The 24,470-nt window shown below is 42.9% G+C and carries 26 protein-coding genes and 1 tRNA gene; 4 read left to right on the forward strand and 23 right to left on the reverse strand.

Features of this window, described 5'->3' with window-relative positions; all coding sequences use genetic code 11:
• Positions 1–31: 31 nt before the first annotated feature.
• Positions 32–754 (reverse strand): 5'/3'-nucleotidase SurE, encoded by a 723-nt coding sequence (surE, locus tag D6856_RS04305; RefSeq protein ID WP_092246842.1) that lies wholly within the window; start codon positions 752–754, stop codon positions 32–34.
• A 145-nt stretch (positions 755–899) separates the two neighbouring features.
• On the opposite strand from surE, the gene D6856_RS04310 reads away from it, so the two are divergent.
• Positions 900–1,217 carry a DUF1858 domain-containing protein gene (locus D6856_RS04310; RefSeq protein ID WP_120685871.1) on the forward strand — a complete coding sequence of 106 codons (318 nt, stop codon included), beginning with the start codon at positions 900–902 and terminating at the stop codon, positions 1,215–1,217.
• A gap of 67 nt (positions 1,218–1,284) precedes the next feature.
• Here D6856_RS04310 and D6856_RS04315 read toward each other — a convergent pair whose 3' ends face one another.
• The 7 genes from D6856_RS04315 to D6856_RS04345 form a co-directional block, all read right to left on the reverse strand.
• Complete coding sequence (locus D6856_RS04315) at positions 1,285–1,848, reverse strand: TetR/AcrR family transcriptional regulator (RefSeq protein WP_207667264.1); 564 nt, start codon at positions 1,846–1,848, stop codon at positions 1,285–1,287.
• Between the two features lie 50 nt (positions 1,849–1,898).
• Entirely contained in the window at positions 1,899–3,338 is a 1,440-nt protein-coding gene (locus D6856_RS04320) for an aminoacyl-histidine dipeptidase (protein ID WP_120685873.1), read from the reverse strand.
• A 164-nt stretch (positions 3,339–3,502) separates the two neighbouring features.
• Positions 3,503–3,859, reverse strand: coding sequence for a 50S ribosomal protein L20 (gene rplT / locus D6856_RS04325; protein WP_092246854.1), 357 nt, complete (start codon positions 3,857–3,859; stop codon positions 3,503–3,505).
• A 45-nt stretch (positions 3,860–3,904) separates the two neighbouring features.
• Positions 3,905–4,105 carry a 50S ribosomal protein L35 gene (rpmI, locus tag D6856_RS04330; protein ID WP_022777867.1) on the reverse strand — a complete coding sequence of 67 codons (201 nt, stop codon included), beginning with the start codon at positions 4,103–4,105 and terminating at the stop codon, positions 3,905–3,907.
• 65 nt (positions 4,106–4,170) lie between these two features.
• Positions 4,171–4,701: a translation initiation factor IF-3 gene (gene infC / locus D6856_RS04335; protein ID WP_442857312.1), complete on the reverse strand. Its 531-nt coding sequence runs from the start codon at positions 4,699–4,701 to the stop codon at positions 4,171–4,173.
• Between the two features lie 153 nt (positions 4,702–4,854).
• Positions 4,855–5,394, reverse strand: coding sequence for a VanZ family protein (locus tag D6856_RS04340; protein WP_120685875.1), 540 nt, complete (start codon positions 5,392–5,394; stop codon positions 4,855–4,857).
• On the reverse strand, positions 5,391–5,963 hold the full coding sequence (locus D6856_RS04345) for a flavin reductase family protein (RefSeq protein WP_120685876.1): 573 nt from the start codon (positions 5,961–5,963) through the stop codon (positions 5,391–5,393). Before D6856_RS04345 ends, D6856_RS04340 begins: the two co-directional genes overlap by 4 nt.
• Positions 5,964–6,147: 184 nt before the next feature.
• Here D6856_RS04345 and D6856_RS04350 point away from each other — a divergent pair, with 184 nt between their 5' ends.
• On the forward strand, positions 6,148–6,597 hold the full coding sequence (locus D6856_RS04350) for a hypothetical protein (RefSeq protein WP_120685877.1): 450 nt from the start codon (positions 6,148–6,150) through the stop codon (positions 6,595–6,597).
• 67 nt (positions 6,598–6,664) lie between these two features.
• Here the strand turns inward: D6856_RS04350 and D6856_RS04355 are convergent.
• Positions 6,665–6,736: transfer RNA gene (locus D6856_RS04355), tRNA-Trp, on the reverse strand.
• Between the two features lie 195 nt (positions 6,737–6,931).
• Between D6856_RS04355 and D6856_RS04360 the strand changes: the two genes are divergently transcribed.
• Together D6856_RS04360 and D6856_RS04365 are read left to right on the forward strand one after the other, a co-directional pair.
• Complete coding sequence (locus D6856_RS04360) at positions 6,932–8,722, forward strand: methyl-accepting chemotaxis protein (RefSeq protein WP_120685878.1); 1,791 nt, start codon at positions 6,932–6,934, stop codon at positions 8,720–8,722.
• Between the two features lie 152 nt (positions 8,723–8,874).
• Entirely contained in the window at positions 8,875–9,366 is a 492-nt protein-coding gene (locus D6856_RS04365; RefSeq protein WP_334295370.1) for a peptidylprolyl isomerase, read from the forward strand.
• A 59-nt stretch (positions 9,367–9,425) separates the two neighbouring features.
• Here the strand turns inward: D6856_RS04365 and D6856_RS04370 are convergent, their stop codons facing one another.
• The 14 genes from D6856_RS04370 to D6856_RS04435 form a co-directional block, all read right to left on the reverse strand.
• A complete protein-coding gene (locus D6856_RS04370) occupies positions 9,426–10,397 on the reverse strand; it encodes a lysozyme inhibitor LprI family protein (RefSeq protein WP_120685880.1) in 972 nt (323 codons plus the stop codon).
• Between the two features lie 52 nt (positions 10,398–10,449).
• Positions 10,450–11,481 carry a hypothetical protein gene (locus D6856_RS04375; RefSeq protein WP_120685881.1) on the reverse strand — a complete coding sequence of 344 codons (1,032 nt, stop codon included), beginning with the start codon at positions 11,479–11,481 and terminating at the stop codon, positions 10,450–10,452.
• A 197-nt stretch (positions 11,482–11,678) separates the two neighbouring features.
• Positions 11,679–12,665: a tetratricopeptide repeat protein gene (locus D6856_RS04380; RefSeq protein ID WP_158588824.1), complete on the reverse strand. Its 987-nt coding sequence runs from the start codon at positions 12,663–12,665 to the stop codon at positions 11,679–11,681.
• A 2-nt stretch (positions 12,666–12,667) separates the two neighbouring features.
• On the reverse strand, positions 12,668–13,630 hold the full coding sequence (locus D6856_RS04385) for a vWA domain-containing protein (protein WP_120685883.1): 963 nt from the start codon (positions 13,628–13,630) through the stop codon (positions 12,668–12,670).
• Positions 13,627–14,736: a hypothetical protein gene (locus D6856_RS04390; RefSeq protein WP_143104502.1), complete on the reverse strand. Its 1,110-nt coding sequence runs from the start codon at positions 14,734–14,736 to the stop codon at positions 13,627–13,629. The genes D6856_RS04385 and D6856_RS04390 overlap by 4 nt, the downstream gene beginning before the upstream one ends.
• A complete protein-coding gene (locus tag D6856_RS04395) occupies positions 14,727–15,230 on the reverse strand; it encodes a hypothetical protein (protein ID WP_120685884.1) in 504 nt (167 codons plus the stop codon). The genes D6856_RS04390 and D6856_RS04395 overlap by 10 nt, the downstream gene beginning before the upstream one ends.
• Positions 15,196–16,095, reverse strand: a complete 900-nt coding sequence (locus D6856_RS04400) for a DUF58 domain-containing protein (protein ID WP_120685885.1) — start codon at positions 16,093–16,095, stop codon at positions 15,196–15,198. The genes D6856_RS04395 and D6856_RS04400 overlap by 35 nt, the downstream gene beginning before the upstream one ends.
• A 12-nt stretch (positions 16,096–16,107) precedes the next feature.
• On the reverse strand, positions 16,108–17,112 hold the full coding sequence (locus D6856_RS04405; protein ID WP_120685886.1) for an AAA family ATPase: 1,005 nt from the start codon (positions 17,110–17,112) through the stop codon (positions 16,108–16,110).
• Positions 17,113–17,130: 18 nt separating this feature from the next.
• Positions 17,131–17,994, reverse strand: coding sequence for a methylenetetrahydrofolate reductase [NAD(P)H] (gene metF, locus D6856_RS04410; RefSeq protein WP_092248184.1), 864 nt, complete (start codon positions 17,992–17,994; stop codon positions 17,131–17,133).
• A 20-nt stretch (positions 17,995–18,014) separates the two neighbouring features.
• On the reverse strand, positions 18,015–19,448 hold the full coding sequence (gene purB, locus D6856_RS04415) for an adenylosuccinate lyase (RefSeq protein WP_092248187.1): 1,434 nt from the start codon (positions 19,446–19,448) through the stop codon (positions 18,015–18,017).
• A 31-nt stretch (positions 19,449–19,479) separates the two neighbouring features.
• On the reverse strand, positions 19,480–20,925 hold the full coding sequence (gene purF, locus D6856_RS04420) for an amidophosphoribosyltransferase (RefSeq protein WP_120685887.1): 1,446 nt from the start codon (positions 20,923–20,925) through the stop codon (positions 19,480–19,482).
• Between the two features lie 82 nt (positions 20,926–21,007).
• Positions 21,008–22,201 (reverse strand): hypothetical protein, encoded by a 1,194-nt coding sequence (locus D6856_RS04425; protein WP_092248193.1) that lies wholly within the window; start codon positions 22,199–22,201, stop codon positions 21,008–21,010.
• A gap of 55 nt (positions 22,202–22,256) precedes the next feature.
• On the reverse strand, positions 22,257–23,108 hold the full coding sequence (locus tag D6856_RS04430; protein WP_120685888.1) for a hypothetical protein: 852 nt from the start codon (positions 23,106–23,108) through the stop codon (positions 22,257–22,259).
• Positions 23,109–23,157: 49 nt separating this feature from the next.
• Positions 23,158–24,459, reverse strand: a complete 1,302-nt coding sequence (locus D6856_RS04435; protein ID WP_120685889.1) for a DUF5716 family protein — start codon at positions 24,457–24,459, stop codon at positions 23,158–23,160.
• Positions 24,460–24,470: the final 11 nt, after the last annotated feature.

The raw sequence follows: 24,470 nt of genomic DNA on the forward strand, positions 1-24,470 counted from the left end.
TAAACGTTTATATAATCTTGTTATTGTAACCTCAACTTAAGTTTTTCACCACACCCACTGATACATAATTATCCAACACAGCCCCAAAGTCTGTCAAATCCTCATGCTCGGGCGAATAGATCCCGTCAACCATAAGGCTGACGCCTCCGTTTGAAAATTCCTCAACAGCCTTGTATCTGTCTACATAAAACGCCTTTCTGGATACCAGTCTGTCTCTTAATATGCCCTTACATTCATCCAGCCTGCAGTGTGGGAAATTGACATTCCATATCTGTCCCGGCACATAAGGCTTTTCAAACAGCTCTTTCAATATCTCACTAAGATATCTGTCCGTAACCTCATGACAACCCGTTATCCCTTCCGAAAGAGCTATCGAAAGATATCCTTGGAACTCCCCTTCAAAAGCCGCTCCCGCCGTAGCGGAATACTGAATGTCCGAAGCCACGTTATATCCGAAATTGATCCCCGACAGCACAACATCGGGCTTTTCCGGCATTATATTAAGTGTTCCCACTCTCACGCAATCTCCCGGTGTTCCGCTACACGAAAAAGCATGTACTCCCTCTACCGGAAAATCACTGAACGGATGAACATCTATCGGATGTCTTAATGTAATACTGTGAGAAGCCGCGCTCCTTTGACTCTCCGGAGCCACGATCCACACCTCTCCAAACTCTTTTGCCACTTTGGCAAGTCTGGCAATACCGTCAGATTCTATACCGTCATCGTTGGTTATAAATATCTTTTTACCCATATATTCCCCTTTTTCAGATAATTTAATACATATTATAACATCAAAAATAAAAGAATTATGAACTATAAAAAAAGAACTTGCAGGTAATGTTAGTGTGCGCTAAAATGATTTCGCGCAATCTTTTTTGTGTAAGAAGGAGTTCAACATGAGCTTAAAAGATTTATTCTTTGGAAATGATACAGAGAACGAAAGTGAGGAGACTATTTTGGCTAACGAAGAAGTAAAAAATGAAGAGACTGTCGTTAACGAGAACGAGGCACTCGTTACCTCAGATATGATCGTAGGCGATCTTATTGTTAAGCACCCTCTTGCAGCACAGTTCCTTATGGAATGCGGAATGGGATGTATTTATTGCCCCGCTTCTCAGATGGAATCACTTGCAGAAGCATGTGCCGTTCACGGAATTGACAGCGAAGAGATCGTAGATGCACTCAACGATTACCTTATCGAGCACAACGCATAATTATTTGTGATATAAAAACATACTAACAAAAGAAAGAGTAGCAAGACGCTACTCTTTCTTTTATTAATTATTCAGTTTCTATGCCCTTTAGCATGATATCGATCATACCTTCAAGCGCTTCCTCGTAATCGATTCGTGCCTTTGTGAGTTCATCTGTTCCAAGGAACTTTTCCACCGATCCTTCGAGCATAAGTTTTACTATAGTCATCGGAACTTTTCTTATAAGTCCATTATCCATAGCCTCTTTTATAAGCTTCTCGGTATCCTTCCAATCCCGTTCAATCCTGCTTGTGAACTTCTCATAGATCCTGGGATGCTTGTCTTTAAGCTGATAGATAAGCCTATAGTCTATATTCTGATATTTATCCGGAAGACACACGATAAGCTTTGAGATCTTCTCCACAAGTTCCAGCGAATTGTCCGCTATGATCTGAGCCTCTTTTTCCTTAAGTGCGGAAAAGCCGTAATCCACGGTCTCCATAAAGAGCTCATCCTTGTCCTTAAACTCCTTGTAAATAGTCTTCTTGCTGATATGAAGCGCCGCAGATATATCATCCATGGTAAACTTCATACCCTTTTCGTTGAACTGACGTATAACTTCATCAATTATACTGCTTCTTATGTTATCCACTTTCTCTCCCATTCTTTTATAAGCGTATTTTATAGAAAACAGCCTCAATCTCAGGCAAGAACCGCCTTGAGATAATCCCACACTCTGGCTGTTGACTGTACTGATAATTTTTCTTTTGTCGAGTGAATATCCTGCATATCGGGGCCGATCGAGATACAATCAAGTCCTTCTATCTTATTACTTAAGATACCGCACTCAAGTCCCGCATGAATTGCTTCAATCTTGGGCTCTTTCCCGTAGAGCTTTTTATAAACCTCGACCATATGGTCTCTAAGCTCCGAATTCTGTCTGAACTGCCATCCGGGATAATTTCCCGCAACTGTGACCTTGCATCCAAACATCTCCGCAATGTCCGTAATCTTCTTAAGAAGAGTGACCTTGGCAGAATCTATACTGCTTCTTACCGCCTGCACGGTAACTATCCTATCTTCCTTCGTAGACATTATTCCAAGATTGAGCGATGTCTCGACAAGCCCCTTGATAGCGGCGCTCATAACCTGCACTCCGTCAGGCATCATGCCGATCATCTTAAGGAAATCCTTGGTGGCTTTATCATCCAGGCAAGCCGCAGTTTCTTTTCCTTCCTTGGTAAAAGATATCAGCAGTCCCGGATCTTTTAACTCAAGCTCACTCTTAATGTCATCAAAGGTCTTTTTGACACTGTCGATCACCTTGTCGACATCTTTCTCATCTACAATGATAAAACTGTCGCACTCAGGCGGAATGGCGTTATCGGCGACGCCTCCGTTAATACTTACGATGTTAAAAGAGGCACTGTCAAGCAGTTCTCTTAAGACTCTGCAACATATTATCGCAGCATTTCCTCTTCCTTTATCGATCATCTCGCCGGAATGTCCTCCAAGAAGTCCCGATACTGATATTCTGCATTTAACGCCGGTCTTCTCTACCCTCTTAATAGGAAATTCAGCGCCAAATCCCACGCCTCCGGCACAGCTTGTAATAAATACGCCCTCTTCCTCATTGTCGATGTTGATCATCTTCTTACTCTTAAGATCTGAAAGATTGAGAACGGCAGCACCCAACATGCCTATCTCTTCATCGGTCGTGATCACTATCTCAAGCGGCGGATGAGGGATATCCTTGGAATCAAGAAGTGCAAGAATGTATGCAACAGCGATACCGTCATCGCCTCCAAGGCTGGTTCCATCCGCCCATACATACTCTCCGTCTGTCTTCACTCTAAGTCCTTCATTTGCAAGATTGATATCGCTGTCTGCAGTTTTTACCGCAACCATGTCCATATGTCCCTGCAAAATAATAGGTTCCTTATCCTCATATCCGGAGGTCCCCGGAACTTTCATGATAACATTAAGCGCATTGTCTGCACTGACCTCAATTCCTCTTTCCTTGGCAAAAGAAACAAGATAATCGCTTATCTTCTGCAAATTCTGTGAGCCGTGCGGAATATTACATATTTCCTCGAAAAAATGAAACACCTCTTTGGGCTCAATATTGTTTAAAACAGCCATTTATATACCTCCTAAAGACTGCAAGCATGACTATCGCTTGAAAGTATTACAAAAAAATAAGAGCCTCGATATTCGAGACTCCTATATTCTATCGTAAAAAAACTTATATATCAATTGGCGTTTCCGCCTGTAATACACAACGTAAGTTTGCAACAAAAGATCTATTATGCGATCTTTGTCTTAGCAAGCTCAGCAAGTGTCTTGAATCCCTCAGGATCGTTAACTGCAAGCTCAGCAAGCATCTTTCTGTTGATATCTACACCTGCAAGCTTAAGACCATGCATCATGTTGCTGTATGAAAGTCCGTTGATTCTTGCAGCTGCATTGATACGAGTGATCCAAAGAGATCTCATGTCTCTCTTCTTCTGCTTACGTCCAGCGAATGCTGAAGTAAGTGCTCTCATAACTGACTGCTTAGCTACTCTATACTGCTTAGATCTTGCTCCTCTGTAACCTTTTGCAAGCTTTAAAACTCTTTTGTGCTTCTTCTTGGCATTTAATGCGCCTTTAACTCTTGCCATCTATATATCCTCCTAAAAATTTAACTACCTAACTAAGTGCTCTACTCACGCGTAAGGCAAAATGCTCTTCATTGTCTTTACGTTTGTTGCGTCAACAAGTCCGGCATGTCTTAAGTTTCTCTTTCTCTTTGTGGACTTCTTTGTTAAGATGTGGCGCTTATACGCTTTGTTTCTCATGAGCTTGCCTGTGCCTGTAACCTTGAATCTCTTGGCAGCAGCTCTCTTTGTTTTCATCTTTTGCTGCATAACTAAATCCTCCTAAATGTTTTAATTATCATGATATATGTTCAACCAAAATTATGGTAAAACCCTTAGTTCTTCTTCTCGGCAAGGAACATTGTCATGCTGCGTCCCTCAACCTTGGGCTGCTTCTCAATAACAGCTACATCGGCAAGTGCCTCTGCAAAATCTGTAAGGATGTGAACGCTTGCGCCCATGTGAGCCATCTCTCTTCCGCGGAAACGAAGTGTGATCTTAACTCTGTTTCCTTTCTCAAGGAACTTCTTGGCTGCGTTAACCTTGGTATTAAGGTCGTTGGTATCGATGTTGGGAGAAAGTCTGATCTCCTTGATCTCAACGGTTTTCTGTTTCTTCTTTGCTTCCTTCTCTTTGCGAAGCTGCTCATACTTAAATTTGCCGTAATCAACAACTCTGCAAACAGGTGGCTTAGCGGTGGGAGCGATCATAACAAGATCTACACCCTCGTCATCGGCAACCTTTCTGGCATCCTGAATTGACATAACTCCGAGCTGCTCGCCGTCGATTCCGATCACGCGAACCTCTTTAGCTCTGATCTGTTCGTTAATAAATAACTCGCTAATGGCCTTATCCTCCGAAATAATTAAAAAAGGTGAATGCGCAATGCATCCACCTAATCACACACAGAAAAATAATCTGTATCGAAAAGTTATTAACGCCTACTGGCAATGCCGCAGGGTGAGAGTGGATACTCTGCTTTGTTTTCAAATACTAAAGTAATATATCACAGTCAATATTCATGTGTCAATATATTTTTTGGACAGTTTTCGAAATATCGTCATCCTTCCCGTCCAGCCGACAATTCTGGTAACGATCGTTCCAAGAAAAGCTCCCGCACTGTCTATGCATACGTCCTTAGCTCCGGGAGTACGCCCGTCGATGAAGGATTGATGATATTCATCCAGCACAGCATATCCCACGCAGAACAATCCTGCAAATACCATGAGCCTGATCCCTCTCAAACCATATACATATAGAGGAAACGCCACCGATACCGCAAGTAAAAAGTACTCCGTAAAATGAGCCGCCTTCCTTATATAATGCTGCGAACGAAGCGAAAGATCCTCAATGTGCTCACTTGTCCAACCTTTATCCAATGTCTCATTGGCAACGGTAAAGACCTTGACGCCCACCTTGTAACTTAGCTGATCGCTCTCTTGTCCGTTCTGTCCTGAAAACATGAAAATAACACACATCATTATGATCGCGGGTACAAAAGACAATGGCTTAAGTACGAATCGCAATGTTTGTTTTACATATAGAATAAAATATTTCATCTCTTTCTCTTTTTAGCAACGCTATAGCCGAATTTTCCCAGTTTTTTGCCAAGCGTAAAATATTCCCCATGTGAATAAGCAACGAGATCCGCAGCTTTAAGGTCAAATCTTCCCTTTTCGTCCATGAATCTGTCATCAGCAGTAACGCAGACAACTTCCGCAATGAACATATCATGGCTTCCAAGTTCAACGACCGACTTAACTTTACACTCGATGTTAACAGGGCTCTCCTCAATTCCGGGAGCCGATATCTTCTCTGATTTCTGAGGTGTAAGCTTCATCTCTTTAAATTTATCGAAATCTTTTCCCGAACGGACACCGCACCAGTCCGCCGCTCTCGTAAGCGAAGCGCTTGTGAGATTCACAACAAACTCACCGGTTTCCTTAATAATATCGTAGGAAAAACGTTCCTTTCGCACGGATATAGACAACATCGCAGGGCTACTGCAGATATTACCTGCCCACGCAACAGTTATTATATTAGGTTTCTCTCCGGGCCTTCCGCAGCTGACCATTACAGCCGGTATCGGATAAAGCATATTGCCGGGTTTCCAGATCTCTTTTGCCATAAGCACCTCTTTAATAAGGATAAATTCAGAACTCAGTATAACACATAAGATATGTTTGTACATTATATAAAAATTATACGTAAATTTTTTTAGCAATTTTACTTGTTACTCCCATTGTAAAAGATATTTATATTTTGTATAATAGTTAAGTATTAATGCTTAGTCATTCTTATGGGGAAAATTTATGAGGAAAATAGGAAAGATAGCAGCAGGCTTTTTGCTTTTTTCGCTTGTTGTAATGACAATTGCAATTACCTTTATTAAGAGCACCGTTCCGACAGGTCTGGAACTTCGAGAATATATTTATCTCGACTGCTCCACAATCCTTAACGTACTGTGGATGGTAGCCACTATAGGTATTGTGCTTACAATAATGAAGGGTATAGGAAAGAGTGATATCAAGGAGGAGAAATCCAAGATCATCCCGATAATCGGTATGATCCTTGTTACGATTACCGCCCTATTGCTTATCGGTATAAGAATAATGATAAACAATTATTCTGCCGATATTGAAGGCAGGGAATCCATAAATCCCGACGGAACGATAACCGTCGAGAAAGAGAGCTTCAGGGAAGGCGCTATTACTGCTATTTACGAAAAAGAAGGCTTCTTATACAGAAGAAGAATTGAATAATAAATAATGATAATAGATAAAGATAAATTAAAAGCCGCTCAATCCTATGATTGAGCGGCTTTTTTAACAGGGGAAGCAGGATTCGAACCCGCATGAACGGTTTTGGAGACCGTGATACTAGCCATTGTATGATTCCCCTAGGTATCATAAACAGTGCATTTCGCACCAACGAATGAAATTATAGCATAGCCAATTCGCCTTGTAAAGCCATTTTCATAAAAGTATAAAATAATTAGAAAATTGCTCTTAATTCTTCGGAAAGCCAATTGTTTTGATTCGTAATTACGTTATAATTTTAGTATAACGCGTCGTTATTTCCGAAAGAGAGGCTGATATGGAAGAGAAATCAAGAGTAAAGAAAATCCCGTTTTTCAAGACAGTTACAGGAATGAACGTAATTAGTTATGTTGCTCTGCTTCTTTTGTTTATCCTGACGATCGTAGCCGTAATCGTTCAGATGAACAACATGTCCAGTACCGCACAGGATTCGGCAGAGCTTATTGAAGGTCTGATGGATGATATACGTGTATTCGAAGTAGATATGCGTATCATCGACAATGACGGTTTTGCCATGGCTTCCATGTATGAAACAATCAAAGGACTGGGCCAGCTTGAGACCAAGATCCCTGAAATGAAGAATTGTCTTACAGAAATGGATGCGGCCGTCGAAGGCATGGTAAGCGGTTTCACCGTCATTTCCGGTTTTAGCGGAAATACCGTAGGTCTTGATGCCGCAAAGCAAATTCAGGCATTATATACCCCATACAGAGATGAATACACCCGTGTTATAGAAGCAGGTGAAAAAGGCGATGTTGATACTATCGTTAGTGTTGTATACGGTGAAGCATCCGGAAACCTGGCAGGTCTTAAAGAACAGCTTTCCATAATGGATGAAGAGATCAAAAAAGGTCAGGCAGAAAGTAAGGCTAAAGTTTCTGCCAGCACCAACAGCGCTCTTGCTTTTGTAAATATCGTTACTCTTATATACATCGCTGCTATAGCAATCTCTCTTTTCATTAACTATAGAACAGTCGGTAAAAAGGTTAATTCCATTGCCGCTGAAATCAATAACATCATTGATGATATCAATAATGACAAGGGTGATCTTACCGTTCGTTTACAGACAGAGACCTCTTCTGAGCTGGTAAATGTAAAGAACGGTTTCAACCACTTTATCGAAACCTTGCAGGGAATCCTTAAAGAGGTCAAGGACGGTACCGTTGTTCTTACGGAATCTTCCGATAACATGACCAGACAGATCCACCTTGCAAGCGACAATATTACCAATACATCCGCTGCTCTCGAAGAGCTTTCCGCAAGTATGCAGAACGTATCCGAGACAGCCGGAACTATCGATCAAAGACTTAACGAGGTAAGAAATGCAACCAACAATATCAACTCCGGCGTAAACGAAGGTGTTTCCAAGGCCGAAGAGATCCGCAATGAAGCGGTTGATATCAAGAACGATGCTCAGTCCAAGAAAGATAATACCGGTAACAAGATGGAGACTCTTTCACAGGTTCTCGAGCAGTCGGTTAAAGACAGTGAAAAAGTTGCACAGATCAGTGAACTTACCAATGTTATTCTCGACATTGCATCACAGACCAACCTCCTTGCTCTTAACGCTTCCATCGAGGCTGCAAGAGCAGGTGAAGCAGGAAAAGGATTTGCGGTTGTTGCTGAAGAGATCAGTTCACTTGCAGAGAATTCAAGACAGACAGCCGGAAACATCCAGATTATCAGTAATGAAGTTACAACAGCGGTTAAATCGCTTGCAGATAACGCTATGCACGTGCTTGATTTCATCAATTCCACAGTTCTTAGCGATTACGATTCATTCGTTGATACAGGCGAAAAGTATGAATCAACGGCTTCGTTCATCAACGATGTGCTTGATCATATTTCTGATCAGACCAAGCAGCTCAATGCTATTATGAACGAGATGACTGAGGCGGTTTCATCGATCACGGATTCTGTTCATCAGTCATCCGATGCGATCAACCAGTCCGCAGGCAATTCGCAGGATATCGTTGATGAGATCACAGGTATCAGCACAGCGATGGATACCAATAACGATGTAACCGACAGACTTAATACAAGTACCAAGAAGTTCGTCAACATCTGATAATTATTCAAAAGATTCTATGCACACCCCTTTAGCCAACGAACTAAAGGGGTGTGTTTTTTAGTGTCAAAAATGATATACTATCGAGGTATAAGTTAATAAGAATTCAGGAGGAAAAGAAATTGGCTCAGAATCCTATTGTCACATTCACAATGGAAAACGGCGATGTAATCAAGGCAGAGCTCTATCCCGAGATTGCACCCAACACCGTTAATAACTTTATTTCACTTATCAACAAGAACTTCTACGACGGACTCATCTTCCACAGAGTCATTCGCGGATTCATGCTTCAGGGCGGCGATCCCGAAGGAACCGGAATGGGTGGCCCCGGATATGGCATCAAGGGAGAATTTGCTTCAAACGGCTTCAAGAATGATCTTAAGCACACAGAAGGCGTTCTTTCAATGGCAAGATCAATGATGCCCAACTCAGCAGGCTCTCAGTTCTTTATCATGCACAAGAATGCACCTCATCTTGACGGTGACTACGCCGCATTCGGTAAAGTTACTGAAGGAATGGATGTAGTTAACAAGATTGCCGAAGTAGATACAGATTATAACGATCGTCCCGTGACCAACCAGGTTATGAAGACCGTTACAGTTGAGACATTCGGTGTAGATTATCCCGAACCTGAGAAATACTAAATAAAAAAGCTTCCCTACAGTATAAACACTGTTCGGGAAGCTTTTATTATTGCTATTCTTTACTGAACCTTAGTTCCGTAAATGGGATCTGTACACTCTTCATCAAGAGAACTTACATATGAAAGGATCAATGTATTCTCGTCGTCAAAAGCCTTTTCAAGCTTATAATACTCGGATCCCTTCTTAAACACGATAGTTTCTGAGCTGCCGCAGTATCCGTATACTTCGAGATCGCTCATAATATCGCCGCCTGTGATCCATACGGTCCAGTTACTATCGGGGATTCCGTACTCGCATTCGCTTGATCTCTGTACACCGATAACTGCCCCTCTTTTCTCATCAAACATCCACTCTCCTGACAGAGCTTCAAATGTCTGATCAAGGGTCTTTCTGTTATCAAATATCTTCTGCACTTCAGCAGGAACAGAGAAGCTCTCTCCTCTTGCCTCTGCCAGATATCCGGCAAGAACATAGACACGCTCATGTGTCATCTCTTCCATCTCTCCGGCTTCGAGCATAGCCTGCATCGTTCCGCCGAGAGCATATAATCCGGCAACCTTAGAATTGGCCTCTTTCTCGGCATTCCATGCTTTTTGTTCTTTTACAAGCTCATCCTTCTTGGAAGCATCCACTTCTTCAGTAAGTCTGTCCCAAAGAGAATTAAGCTCATTATCCCAAATATTAAAAGCATCCACCTCAAAATTGTTCATATCAGTCTGAGAGGCATTTTCTGAATTAAAGCTATCATCATGCTCCTTGGCTTTAGCCTCAATCTCGGCTACCTCGTCCTGAATGCTTTTTCCTGCCTTAGGTGTATTGTCTTTATCTTCTTTCTTATTGCTATCGGAATCGCTGACATCGCTATCATCTACATCTTCCGTGAAAGCATCTTCAACCTTTCCTACAGTAGTTTCGCCCTGAGTTGAAAATAAAAAATAGGCTCCTCCTACTACCGCAATTCCTAAGAATATAAGAACACCCAAAACCACTGCTAAAGTGCTTGCCGCACTTTTTTTACCACGTCTGCTCACTTTTTTCTCTCCTTTATAAGCAAATTATTCTGAATTATCCCCCAAAAACATATCAGCCTACTATTATAGACTTTGCATGATAGTATCCGTCATTACCTCTCTCACACTCAACCTTTAAGTTAGTGTTGTGAACAATAACGGGACATCTCGAGAAGTTTGTTGAAGAATCAAGCTTGATCTGCATTACTCCGTTGCTTAACTCAAGGAACAATATCTCCTCTGTAGTCTCTGATGTAACACGTCCGGATACCACAGCATTGGTATTTGAATCGGTTTCAACCTTGGATGCACAAGAATCATCATCATTGATAAGCTTGGAGATATGATTTTTGTCATCCTTACCCTTGTAATAAAAAGCTGTAATATGCTCATCGGGAATAAGGACTCTGCACTCGGTCGCATCAGTTGCAACATCAAGAACATATTCTTTAGTTCCGTCTGAAGTCTTAAGTATAAGGTTAGAAGTTGTTGTTCCCTTAACGACCTTACCGGAAATCTCGGTTCCCTTTGCATTTATTGTGCTCATGCTTCCGTTGCCTTCCGAATTGGCTACGGAGATTGCATGCATATATGCATCGCTTCCTCTTGCACATACGATTTCAACTTTTTGATCAAGAACCAGATATCTTACTTTGCTAAGATCCGTTGATTCATCGATCTTGATCTCCATGGTTCCGCTGTTCGTCTTAAGATAGATCTTGGAACTTGTTGTTCCCTTAGCTATCTTACCTCTTACTGTGGAAGACTTTCCCTTATCAACGTCGGCGTTTTCCGACTTATTGCCACCTTTAAGCTTGGAAGCGTGCCAATACTCGTCATCACCTCTGTAGCATTCTGCAGTAACTTTATCTCCCTTGAAGATAAACTTAGCTTCAGAAGTATCGGTATTGGAATCAACCTTGATCTCCACAGTACCGCCGGATGTCTGAAGATATAATGTATCCGCTGTAGTCTTATCAGTAGCTTTTCCCTCGAATGTGATCTCGGTTGCGGCAACAGCCTTAACAGGCATAAAGAATGCACCGGTCACAGCCATTAGCATTGCAAGCGCCACGCTTAAAAATGCCGATAATCTCTTTTTCATAACATGTTCCCCTTTCAAACACATAAAGAAAAATTAAACTCTAATTAAATAGAATCATCAAAAATACAAAATATCTGTATTTTCACCCTCTATTATACATCATCTTGTGGCAATGTGTGCACTTTTCATCAAAAAAACATAAAAAATGCAGGTAAAAGCTAACTTTTACCTGCATAATGTCAAAAAATTACCTGAATTTACCACTGTTTGATGTAAACATCACCTTCAGATTCACCACCGGAGCCGCCTGAACCGCCTAAGCTTTGATCATTGCCTCCGGAGCCGCCGCCATTTTGCTTATCATCATTTCCGCCGCCCTGATCATTCTGATCTTCATCGCCGGAACCGCCGTTATTCTGCTGATCATTCTGATCTTCATCGCCGGAACCGCCGTTATTCTGCTGATCGTCTCCGTTGTTTTGATCGTTCTGATCATCGCCGTCCTGATCCTGACCACCGCCGTTTTGGTCGTTCTCTTTATCTTTCTGATTGTTCTCGTAGTCTTTCTGCTCTTTACGGCGTTCTTCCATTGCGCCTTTTTTATTGTTCTCAAGCTTTTCTTTCTGCTTGTTCTCTTTACTTCCGCCGCCACCGCCGGAACTGCCGTTATCCTGATCGTCCTGATTGTCCTTTTTATCGTTCTGTTCATCACTTGATGAAGACTGATCGGGATTCTTGAGCTTTTCGATCATCTTATCGATATCTTCTTTTAACTGCTGAGCATCCTTATCTCTGTAATCATCGCCTTCATCGACAGCCCATCCGTTTTCAAGAAGGGTATCTCTTGCCATGTTCAAGATAAAAATAGCCGTATCGATCTTTTCCTGAGTATCGAGATCGTAAAAATCTATAGTATTGCAAAGCGCGAGCGCCAGATTGATCCTTATAGAGCATTCTCTTTTAGCATCGGGATAAAGCGTAAGCGCCTTCTTATAATATCCCACCGCAGCCTGATACTCTTTTCTCTCGTAGCTCACATTTCCGAGGTTATAATACGGAATAAAGCTCTCGGGGAAATTCAAATATAAAAGCTTACTCTCGCTCTCCGTCTTATAAACGGAATCATCATATGCCTTTACAAAGCTGTGGTTGATCGCAACTCTTCCGATCACCGAAATAGCCAAAAGCAGTATCGGCACGGAAAAAACAATCATAAGTATATATTTAAGAGGAGTTTTTTTCATGATCATAACCTCCCTCTTCTTACAACAAAGCAAGCTTCTACAAGCAGCATCAATGCAAGCATTGCCGCAAAAATATAATAAATATCTCTGTACTTCTCGACTCCCGTCATCTGATCATCAACCGTCTTGGCCGATTCCTTGATATAACGGATAGAGCTCTCAAGTGCGGACCTGCCGTTATTCATATTGTTATAAATAAGTCCGAGATCCTTGGCGATATTCTTTAAATTATCCTCATCGATCATCGAGAGAGCCTGCTTTCCCGTTGATTCATCGATAATATATCCGTAACCGCTTTGTTTCATCTTGCCGCCTTCGCGCGTTCCGTAACCAAGAACAACTCCTGCGTCGACGTACTGTTTAAGCGCTTCGTATGAAGTAAGCTCATTGCCGTTTGTTATCTCTCCGTCACTTATAAATACAAGTACGGTCTTTCTGTTCTCTTTCTTGGAAGAAGAAAGAAGCAGCGCCTCCATGTCCTTGTAAGGAAGGGACATATCACTTCCCATCGCATATGAACTGTCAGGCGGAGCCAAAGTATCAATAAGGCTCTCAACATAATTAAGATCCTGAGTATAAGGCGAGATAACATGAGCCTGATCGTCAAAAGTCACTAGTCCGAAATTGCTTCCGACAAGTTCATCCGCAATGTACTTGGCATCCTTGATGACTCCGTCGATCCTGGGATTCTTGCCGTCATAGTCCTGTGCCCACATACTGATGGTGGTATCTATGACAAACAAAACATCCAGGTTCTTAGTCGTAAACTCATACTTATCGTCTTTTATTACAGGTCTTAATCCCACGATAAACGCCAAAAGATATATCAGGGTAAGCCTTATGATCGTAAACGTCTTTTCTTTTTTGTCGATATGACTCTTTCCTGCGGCATATATGGTGACTGTGGCAAGTGCCGACAGTATTAAGAGCAATATCAAAACAGGTAAAACAGGTTGAACACTCATTTTTGCAACACCAATCCCGCCAAGCTAAAGAATGCAAGGCTAATCAAACAAATAATAAACGGTACATAGGGCATATCTACGGGCTGTCTGGCCATGACGAGCTTGACAACCATTGCCTCCTGCTTCTGAATATCTTTAACGATCTCAGATACAGGCTGCTCGGGAGTTCTGATGTAGAACTTACCTCCCGTCATCTCAACTGCCCTCCTAAATTCCGTAGAACACTCTTCATAGTCATATTCGTCCGGAAGATAGAATTTATCTTCGCTGGGATAAATACCAAAAATCGTAACCTTGTGGCTCTTACATGCTTTTGCCGCCTCATCAAGATCCATGATCTGAGGCATGTAATCATTGAGCTCATTGTCGGTACACATTATGATAACTCTTGTTCTGTCGGGTTCATCTATATAGGGAAAAGAAAAAAGCGCAGAGCCGAGTCCTTCTCCTATGAGTGACGATCCCTTGAGATAACTGTTATAAGTTGTTCCCGCATCAAAATACGTGAGCTTTTCCACAAGCTCGTCAAATCTTTTCTGCTCACTTTCGGGAATCTGTCCGTAATATCCGTACTTTTCTTCAAAGTCCACACAGTACTCTTTTTGAAGAGCAAAATACTCTCCGAGTTCATCAAGCTTTTGAAGCACATAATCATAATCGTCCGTAAGCGGAACGTATGTGACCGTGGAAGTATTGAAGATACTGATACCAATCCTGTCGCCCTCAAGCCCCTGAACAACGCCTTTCAGATAATCCGTGAACTCCGAATTAAGATCATAGAGCGAATAAGAAACATCGAGACAAAGAATGATATCTCTCTTCTTAACTCCGCTCATAATGTCATCGTTTCTGTAAGGTCTTGCTGCCAGAACCAATGCCGAAAGCATACTGCCTATAAGTCCCGCGGCAAGCACTATCCTGAAAACTTTGTACTGCATTGAAAGCGACTTATAAAGCTTGGTGGATCTGATCTTAGACGTATTTGCAACACGGATTCCCGATTCAAAATCCGTCTTTTTCTTTTTTTGAATGCTTACTACCAGAATGATCGTGGTTGCCATAACTGCAACTCCGAACGCGATCATCCATTTATACATCAGCTCCATTCTCTGATCACCCCTACTGCCGTGTTACACGAAGTAACAAAATCTCTGTTCTCCGATCTGTTTTCCTCAGCAAACTCCGGCACATAATACTCTTCCATAAGCTTATCAAGATGTCTGATTCCCATCTTCTTTACATCATTAAGTGTGCTCTTCTCGACATCGATACCTGTCGCCTCATGCACATATCCTCTTATCATAAGTGAAAGCTTAAGATAAGCATCTCTCTTTGCCAGTTCCTCTTTTTCATACTGAGTTCTGAGCTTGTTGATACCGGCAATATATTTCTTTTTGATGATAAAAAGATGCTGAGGCATCGGCTTTTTATACTCGGCCGGCTTTTGTTCTTCAACCGCCTTGGGTTCCTTTTTCTTGTAAAAGATCTTATAAAGAGCTCTTATCAAAAGAAAAAGTCCCAGAGCCGTAAGCGCTATGCCAATTGCAACAACCCACCAGCTGTACTCAAACGGTGGTCTTAATGTAACCGTAGTTTCCATGTCTGTACCTTTCAAACAAAACTATCGACGAATCTATTATCTCGCTCTGAGAAGAGATTCCGACGATCGACACCCTGCTGTGCTTGGTGTTGTCGGATACGATATCGTATATCATATTTCTCTCTTCAAGCTCCAGCTTATGAAGTCTGTCATTAAAAGAAAGAAATCTCTTTTCATATTTTCCGAGATCGTTATCAAATGTATTGCCGCCCGTGAGCATGGCATCTTCTATGCCGAATGCCAAAAGATCATGCTCCGAAGTAACGGCTCTCATCACATTTCCACTTATACTTGCGATGCCTTCCATGTCGGATATAAGAACTATTATCATCTTCTTGTGTACGACACTTATAACGTTCTTAAGCGCATCTTCGAGCGAAACTACGCCGTTGTCTCCGACATGCTTCTCATACTCATACAATAACGCTTCCAAATGTTCGGGCCCCGATTTAAAAATACTGATGGACATATTGTCGGAGCCCGGATACGCAAGCGCAAAATCGGCACCGTTTCTGCCTGTAATATAGGCAAGCGTACCAAAGGTCATAAGTGCCAGTTCCTTCTTGGATTCTCCTTTCGGAGTGTCTCCCAGCATCTTACGACCGCAGTCGCAAATGAACATAACATTGTGACGCCTGTCGGTAACGTATCTTCTTACAAGAGTCGTTCCCATTCTCGAAGAAGACTTCCAGTCTATATCGTGAACATCGTCTCCCAAGTTATATTCCTTGAGGTCGTCGAATTCCATGCTTCTTCCTTTGTGGATCGAATGGAAATCGCCGTCCAGAATATTTGAAGTTTTTCTGTTGGTATAAAGAGCAACCGCTCTTCTTATCCTGGATAAATACTCGTAATCAATATTCATAATTTTTCTTTATCACGGAGTCTTTACGGAATTAACGATTCCGTCAATAACAGTTTCAACAGTGATATTGTCGGCTACAGCAGAGTAATTAAGACCGATTCTGTGTCTGAGCACCTGATGTCTTACAAGCTTAACATCATCGGGTGTAACATAGGTTCTTCCCTGCATAAGTGCTGCTGCCTTGGCCATTTTAAGGAAAGCGATTGAAGCACGCGGGCTTACACCGATCCTTACATATCTTCCAAGCTCAAATCCCGGAATCTGATTGGCTCTTCTGCTGGCAACAACAATACTTGAAATGTACCACTTAACCGACTCATCCACATAAACCTGATCGACGATATCCTGCACCTTATCGATATCTTTGATTGAAAGAACCGCAGGTGTTGACTCTGAGATCGCGCCTGTCTCAATACGGCTTAAGATCTCAACCTCCTCAGCTGCTGTGGGATATGAGATAACCTCTTTTACCAGGAATCTGTCGGTCTGAGCTTCGGAAAGAGGATATGTTCCTTCCTGCTCTATAGGGTTCTGTGTAGCAATTACTATGAAAATATCTTCCGGCATACGATAAGTCTTTCCGCCGATGGTAACCTGCTTCTCCTGCATGGCCTCAAGCATGGCTGACTGTGTCTTGGCACTTGAACGGTTAACCTCGTCAAGAAGCACAAAGTTTGCAAATACGGGACCGAGCATAGTCTCGAATTTGCATGTCGCCTGATTGTATATCTGAGTTCCGATGATATCACCGGGTAAAAGATCCGGTGTACACTGTATACGTGCAAACTGTCCGTCTACGGCATCGGAAATAGCCTTGGCTGCAGTTGTCTTGGCAAGTCCGGGAACAGACTCGATAAGAATGTGTCCATCTGCGATAATGGACGCAATAAGAGAGAACTTAAGCTGTTTCTGTCCAACAACTTTTGCCTCAAAGTAATCTGAAAGTTTCTTTATAACCTCCTGGGAATAGTTGAAATCCTCGGAAGTTATGTTGCTTTGCTGTTCGTTAATCTCCATAACTCTTTCCTCCAAACATTAACGTATAATAGACGCAAGATTACGCATCATTCCGGCTGCTATATCCGGTTTGTTCATTGAGTAAACATGAATGTGGCTTACTCCGTTTGAAATAAGATCTATTATCTGATCACAAGCATATATAATGCCTGCTTCCTTCATCTTCTCAGGGTTGTCCGCAAATCTGTCGACCATGATCTTCATCTTCTGCGGAATCGTGGATCCCGACAAAGCTACGCTTCTTGCGACCTGCTTGGCATTGGTGATCGGCATGATACCGGGAAGAACCGGAACATCGATACCCTTCTCCCTTATACGATACAGGAACTGATAAAGAGTAGAATTGTCAAAAAACATCTGTGTTGTAAGGAAATCACAGCCTGCTTCCACCTTTTCCTTAAGGTGCATAATGTCCTCAGACTGTCTTGCACACTCAACATGTCCCTCGGGATAGCAAGCACCGCCGATACAAAGGCTATCATCTACAGACTTGATATCATAGATGAGCTGTGTCGCATGGTCGTAATCATAGCAGACACGACCTTCCTTGGGAATGTCTCCTCTAAGTGCCATGATGTTCTCAATACCCTTTTCCTTATATGTAGAAATCATGGACCTCACATCTTCCTTTGTTGACGAAACGCAGGTAAGATGTGAGAGAACGTTGACGCCATATTTATTCTGAAGATCTGCCGATATGTTAGCGGTATTCTTACTTGTTCCGCCGCCCGCTCCGTAAGTCACGCTCATGAAGTCAGGCTTAAGGGCCGCTATCTCGGCTGCAGCTTCTTCGACAGCTGCATAACCTGCATCTGTCTTTGGTGGGAAAACCTCAAACGAAAGAGTCACTTCCTTTTCCCTGATAATATCGATTATTTTCATACTCGCTCCTTAATAAGGCATCAAACGTTGATCTCTGCTGTTACTCCCAGAGCGTCTTTGTTCGCCTCTATGATTGGATTGACAACATCGTTTAAGAATTTCTCAACCTGATGTGCACTACATCCGACATACTTGGCAGGGTCCATAGACGCCTTGAGCTCATCGAGGGAAAGAGGGAAAGAGGGGTCTTCTGCGATGAGTTCAAGGAGGTTATTGTCTTTTCCTTCAACCTTGACTGTCTTGCCGGCTTCCATTGAAAGCTCACGAATCCTCTCGTGAAGCTCCTGCCTATCTCCGCCCGCTTTTACGGCATCCATCATGATATTCTCAGTAGCCATGAAAGGAAGTTCCGACATCAATCTCTTTTCAATAACCTTAGGATATACAACAAGACCATCCACTACATTAATACACAGATCAAGTATGCCATCCGTTGCAAGGAATCCTTCGGGAATTGAAATTCTTTTGTTTGCGGAATCGTCGAGAGTTCTCTCAAACCACTGTGAAACCTCTGTAATTGCGGGGTTGAGTGTATCTATTATCACGTATCTTGCAAGAGAGCAGATACGTTCACTTCTCATGGGATTTCTCTTATATGCCATCGCGGATGAACCGATCTGGCTCTTTTCAAAAGGCTCTTCAACTTCCTTAAGGTGCTGAAGAAGTCTGATATCCTGCGCCATCTTGGTCGCAGATGAAGCAATTCCGGCAAGTACGTTAAGTACCTTCATATCGATCTTACGGCTGTAGGTCTGTCCTGAAACTGCCATACATCCCTTGAATCCAAGCTTTTCGGCAAGCATGGGATCGAGTTTGTCAACCTTGGTAAGATCTCCGTCAAAGAGCTCAAGGAAAGATGCCTGAGTTCCTGTTGTTCCCTTTGATCCGAGAAGCTTCATGTTATCAAGAACATAATCGAGGTCCTCAAGATCTATTGTGAAATCCTGAAGCCAGAGTGTAGCTCTTTTACCTACAGTTGTAGGCTGAGCAGGCTGGAAATGAGTAAAGCCGAGTGTGGGCTGTGCCTTATACTTGTCGGCAAACTTAGAAAGCTCTGCGATAACGTTTATGAGCTTCTTTCTTACAAGCTTAAGTCCTTCTGTCATGATAATGATGTCTGTGTTGTCACCAACGTAGCAGCTTGTTGCACCGAGGTGGATGATTCCCTTAGCCTTGGGGCACTGCTGACCGTATGCATATACGTGGCTCATTACATCGTGACGAACTTCCTTCTCTCTTGCTCTTGCAACATCGTAATTGATGTCCTCGCTGTGAGCCTTGAGCTCATCGATCTGCTCCTGTGTGATGTTAAGACCGAGGTCTTTCTCGATCTCCGCAAGTGCGATCCAGAGCTTTCTCCAGGTCTTGAACTTCATATCCTGTGAAAAGATATATTGCATCTCTTTACTTGCATAACGCTCGGAAAGTGGGCTTGTATAACGATCTGTACTCATTTTAATCCTCCAAAAAACTGTTTATTTTAATTTACTTATCATATTCTCCGCGGATATCTTCGCTTGGCGGATCTATCGGGTAAGAGCCTGTAAAGCAGCCCTCACAGATACCGAGATCGCCGCCTATCATCTCTTTTAATCTGTCTATTCCAAGATAAGCAAGTGAATCAGCACCGATTATCTTGCAGATATCATCAACGTTCCTGTTATAAGCAATAAGCTGCTCTCTTGCCGGAACGTCGGTTCCGAAGTAGCAAGGCCACAAGAACGGAGGTGAAGAAACTCTCATGTGAACTTCTTTGGCACCTGCATCTCTGAGCATCCTCACGATCCTGTCGGAGGTTGTTCCCCTTACGATCGAATCGTCGATCATTATGATCTTCTTACCGGCAACAGCGCTCTCAAGTGCATTTAGCTTAACCTGAACACTTGATTCTCTGTTCTTTTGCTTGGGTTTTATGAATGTTCTTCCTATATATGAATTCTTTACGAAGGCCTGTCCGTATGGGATTCCGGATTCAAGCGCATATCCTAAAGCCGCAACGTTACCGGACTCCGGTACGCCGACTACCATATCCGCATCAACCGGTGAATCCTTGGCAAGGAATCTTCCGGCTGCGATCCTGGCATCATATACGCTGATACCGTCGATGGTGCTGTCGGGTCTTGCAAAATAAATATACTCAAATATACATCTTGCGTGCTTCTTGGGATCTATGCACATCGATCTGTCTGACTGAATGCCAAACTCGGGAGAAATGGTAACGATCTCACCGGGTTCTACGTCTCTTATGAATGTAGCTCCTATCGTATCAAGCGCACATGTCTCCGACGCAAGAACATAGCAGTTCTCTCTTCTACCGATAACAAGTGGCTTAAAGCCGTAAGGATCTCTGGCTCCGATGAGCTTTCTGGGGGACATGATAACAAGGCTGTATGCACCCTTTATCTTAAGCATAGCTTTTGCAACAGCTTCCTCAACCGACTTGGTCGCAAGGCGCTCTCTGGCTATGTGATATGCAATTACTTCAGAATCAATGGTTGTTTGAAAGATCGCACCGGTATAAGAAAGCTCATGACGTAGCTCCGGTGCATTGATAAGGTTACCGTTGTGCGCGAGCGCCAAAGTACCTTTTACATAGTTAAGAACAAGCGGCTGTGCGTTTTCACGCGTACTGCTGCCTGCTGTAGAATATCTGACATGTCCGACACCAATATCCCCTTTCAGGGTATCTAAAATATCCGGCGTAAAGGCTTCATTCACAAGTCCCATGTCCTTGTAACTTGAAACTTTGCCCTTAGGTCCGTTTGTGTCGCTGACAGCAATTCCGCAACTCTCCTGTCCTCTGTGTTGCAAGGAAACAAGTCCGTAGTAAATAGATCCCGCGACGTCGCCGCCGTCAAAATCATACATACCAAAAACTCCGCACTCCTCACCAAGACGCTTGTAATTCTCAGTCCTACCTTCGTAATTCATTTGTTCTCCTAAATGCTACAAAAAAGAAATACCTCAAACACCGAACATTTTATCATCATACGGTGTCTGAGGCAATCATAAGTTATACGCCCGGATATTTATCCTCATAGCGGGATACCATGTCCAAAATTTCCTGTGCATACTCGGGATATTGGCGAGCCATATCCTCAACCTCGCTCTTGGCATTGCCTGCGACGATATCCCTGTTGTACTCCATTCTCTTTCTAAGCGATTGTCTCTGAACATTGAGACTGTGCCTTATCTCTACCTCTTCATTATGGTCCAAAAGAGCTTGCGGCTGATGTATCCAGATCTCGGGATCACGCACTCTGTAATGCCTTAGCATATACACAAGATCTCTTTGGTTTGAATCAAGCAGCCTTCTGGCATCCTCGATCCTCTCCCTCTCTTTTCTCTCCTTGAGGTATCTGTTATAAAGATCCGAAAGCTCACCCGAATTCATTACTCTGTACTTAAGGCACAGATAATCTATCAGGTTTGTGTTGTTTACGTATCTTATCTTTACCTGATTCTGCAGCATGATAAGTCTTGAAATCGACTTTCTTACAGTCTTTTGCTCAACAAGCGCACCGGTATACTTCATATATAAAGAAACTGCGGACACCGCGCTCAGTAAGATTGCTATCATATAGCCATATACAACATTAAGCTTAAAAGCAAACTGAAGTATCATCAAAAAGACGATGACAAAAGCAAGCGACACGGCTATAACGCTTATCAGCTTCTTGGAATTTTCTATTGTATTCTCGATCTCTTCCTCTCTGTACAGATAAGCCTCATGCTCACCGTCGAGTCTTTTAAGATCGTTTCTTATCTTCTTTTGGAAGCTTTCGGCTTCATGGAGTTTCTCCGCTCCCTCCTTAGCTTGTTCCCTAAGCATCTCCATATGCTCGAACTCATCGTCCGTCATACGGTTCTTTCTTCTGTCGAACTTATCCTGTTGCTTAAGAGAATCCAAGATCTTCTGCGCACAGTCGTTGATCTCCGCCCTCTGTTCCGGCGGAAGCGCATCGATTTCCTCGATGTCTCGAAGATGGCTTGTGACATCGTTATATTCATACTCAAGAGCTTCCAGTTCTCTTGAAGCCTCCTCCATCTGCTGAAGGCAGCTTCCGATATACTCTCTTCGCTGAACCGGATCGTCCATATCAACTTCTTTTCTTGTATAGACGATGTCGTTCCAATTCTCGAGTTCAGCTTGTTGCTCCCACTCTTCGTCTCTGTTACTTCCAAAAAACTTGTTCCAAAGTCCCATCTTAAGTCCCCTCAAATACCTCTTCCAAGGCGATATATCACGTATCGATAAAAGCTCACCTTACAGCTGCGGCAGTCTCTTTTACAAGTCCCCTGTAATCAGCCTTTAGCTTCTCGGTCATCTCTCCGACCTGAGTGTAATACTCATGCATGTTTCCTTCCGCTTTATATACGGAAAGCGCTCTCATTGTGATATTGTCGCCGCTCGCGCCGTAGAGCTCTTCGCTCTCCTTAAGCCTCTTTTCTATCTCAAGCGAAGCCTCGTAAGCAACTTCGTTCTCTGCGATATATGCAACATACTCCTTATCGTCATACTCCATTCTGACAGCCATCAGATACTGGATATAAGACTCCTTGTTGCCGCTGTCCTCATATGCCCTCATGAACATATCTTTTGCCTTGTCGAAAAGAAACAGCCTTGCGTACATAACGCCTTCGTTGTGCTCAATGCCCGCTCTCATATTGCGATCCATCTCAGGCATATTGGTCAAAAGAAATTCATACTCGCGAAAGGCCATATTGTATCTTCCGCTGTTCATAAGGAAATCCGCTCTTGCAAGCTTCTTCCTATATATATCCATTCCGGCGTTCTCTCTAAGAATCTCCTCGGTCTCATCGATCTCTTTGCGGGTATTGTATCCGACATAATCAAGAAGTGTCCCCACAAGTGAAGCAAGGGAGCATCTCTTAGCCGCCATGCTCCTAAGTTCATCGGCCAGTCTGACCAAAGAACACTCTTTTTCTATCCAGTCAAAAAGATCCTGAACAAAGCACTCTTCGTCTATCAAAAAAGCATTGTGAACGAGGCAGTAGCACAGCTCTTCTATGCAGTAGACATTTCTGCCCACTTTTTCTATATGATATGGATTTTCTGCATATGTTCCGATGCATAGAATCGGTTTAGTCATATAAATAACCTCTCTTAAGTTGCCCGCATCAAAGTGTAAGCAACTGTATTTACAGTTCCACAACCTGCTCCCAGACTTTTCCGGTCGCGGGATAAATCTCTCCGAATCCCATATCCGTAACCTTAATATTCACTTCATTAACGGAATTCATGTTTACGGAGAGCCTTAGCCTTGTTGTTCCGATCGGTCTGTTCTCAAGTCCGTCCAGATACAGCTGAACCATTCTCGGTTTCTTACCCGTAAGCGGTGTGACTTCTATATTCAGGATACCGCTCTGATCCATTATGATATCCATGCCTGTCTGAGCTTCGTACCAGTTGATACCTGCATCAAGGATCGCACAATACACTTCAGTTCCGCATTTCAAAAGATGTATTCCGAGATTGGACTTAAGCTTATCTTCCCCAAGGAAAACTATCTTGGAAGCCTTATCTCCGGGTTTTATCCTCTCTCTCGCAGCGATGCTCGCACCCTTGCTGAACATGTTGTTGCCCTGGAACACACGCCTTGTCCTGCACAAAAACTCAAGTGAACGCTTTGGCCACTTTTCTCTGAAGCCGTCGCCCAAAAGAAATACCGTAGAGATGATCTTTTCACTGCAAACCTTCTGCATTACGGTAAGGAATTCATCATCAAGCTTTTCACATGTTTTATGATAAGCGGTCACATCCTTGGGAAATCCCGCACTTCCTATCTTGAGGTCGTCAAAGCTTTTAACGTCTATTGTAGCAACCAGAGGAGTTGTGTTCCTATTGATCGCCATCTCATACACATGCAGCTCATCAAGATCATAGTCACATGCGATGACCGAATGATTCATCAGATCGTCGGGCTGATATAACATGTAATTGTAAAAACTCTCTTCGTGGCTCTGGTAATAAATATTGTTCGTTTTAAGTTCAAGCGCAGAAGTCACCGCATTTAGAACCTGTATCATTCTGTGATCGAGAGATCTTGTGGTAAACATGATCGCATCGACGTTATCAAGTGACAATTCCATGGACAGAAGCGATAAGCTTCTTTTTACAAACAGAGTTAAAAGAGCTATCGGGTCATACTCCGCATTGCCGACAACCACAGGTTTACCTTCCCTTGCACTGCTCACAAGAGAGTAAACGGGAATACCGTCTCCCTCCTCAATGTGACGAACAGCCTCTTTGCCGTAAAACCACTGGTTGACGTCATTTCTTTTGCAAAGGACGGTAGGAATGTTATAAAGTTCTGATCCCGCCAGTACCGACAGTGTCTCGGGCATGTCCGCATCAGATGCCAAAAAACTTATCTGAGAGACCTTCTCGCCCAAGTCATAGCCGAGCACAAAGCGCTTTTCATCGGAATTTCCAAAAAGCATCTTTTTATCCC

Origin of the sequence: Butyrivibrio sp. XB500-5, assembly GCF_003625505.1 — a bacterium.
Classification (GTDB): Bacteria; Bacillota; Clostridia; order Lachnospirales; family Lachnospiraceae; genus Butyrivibrio.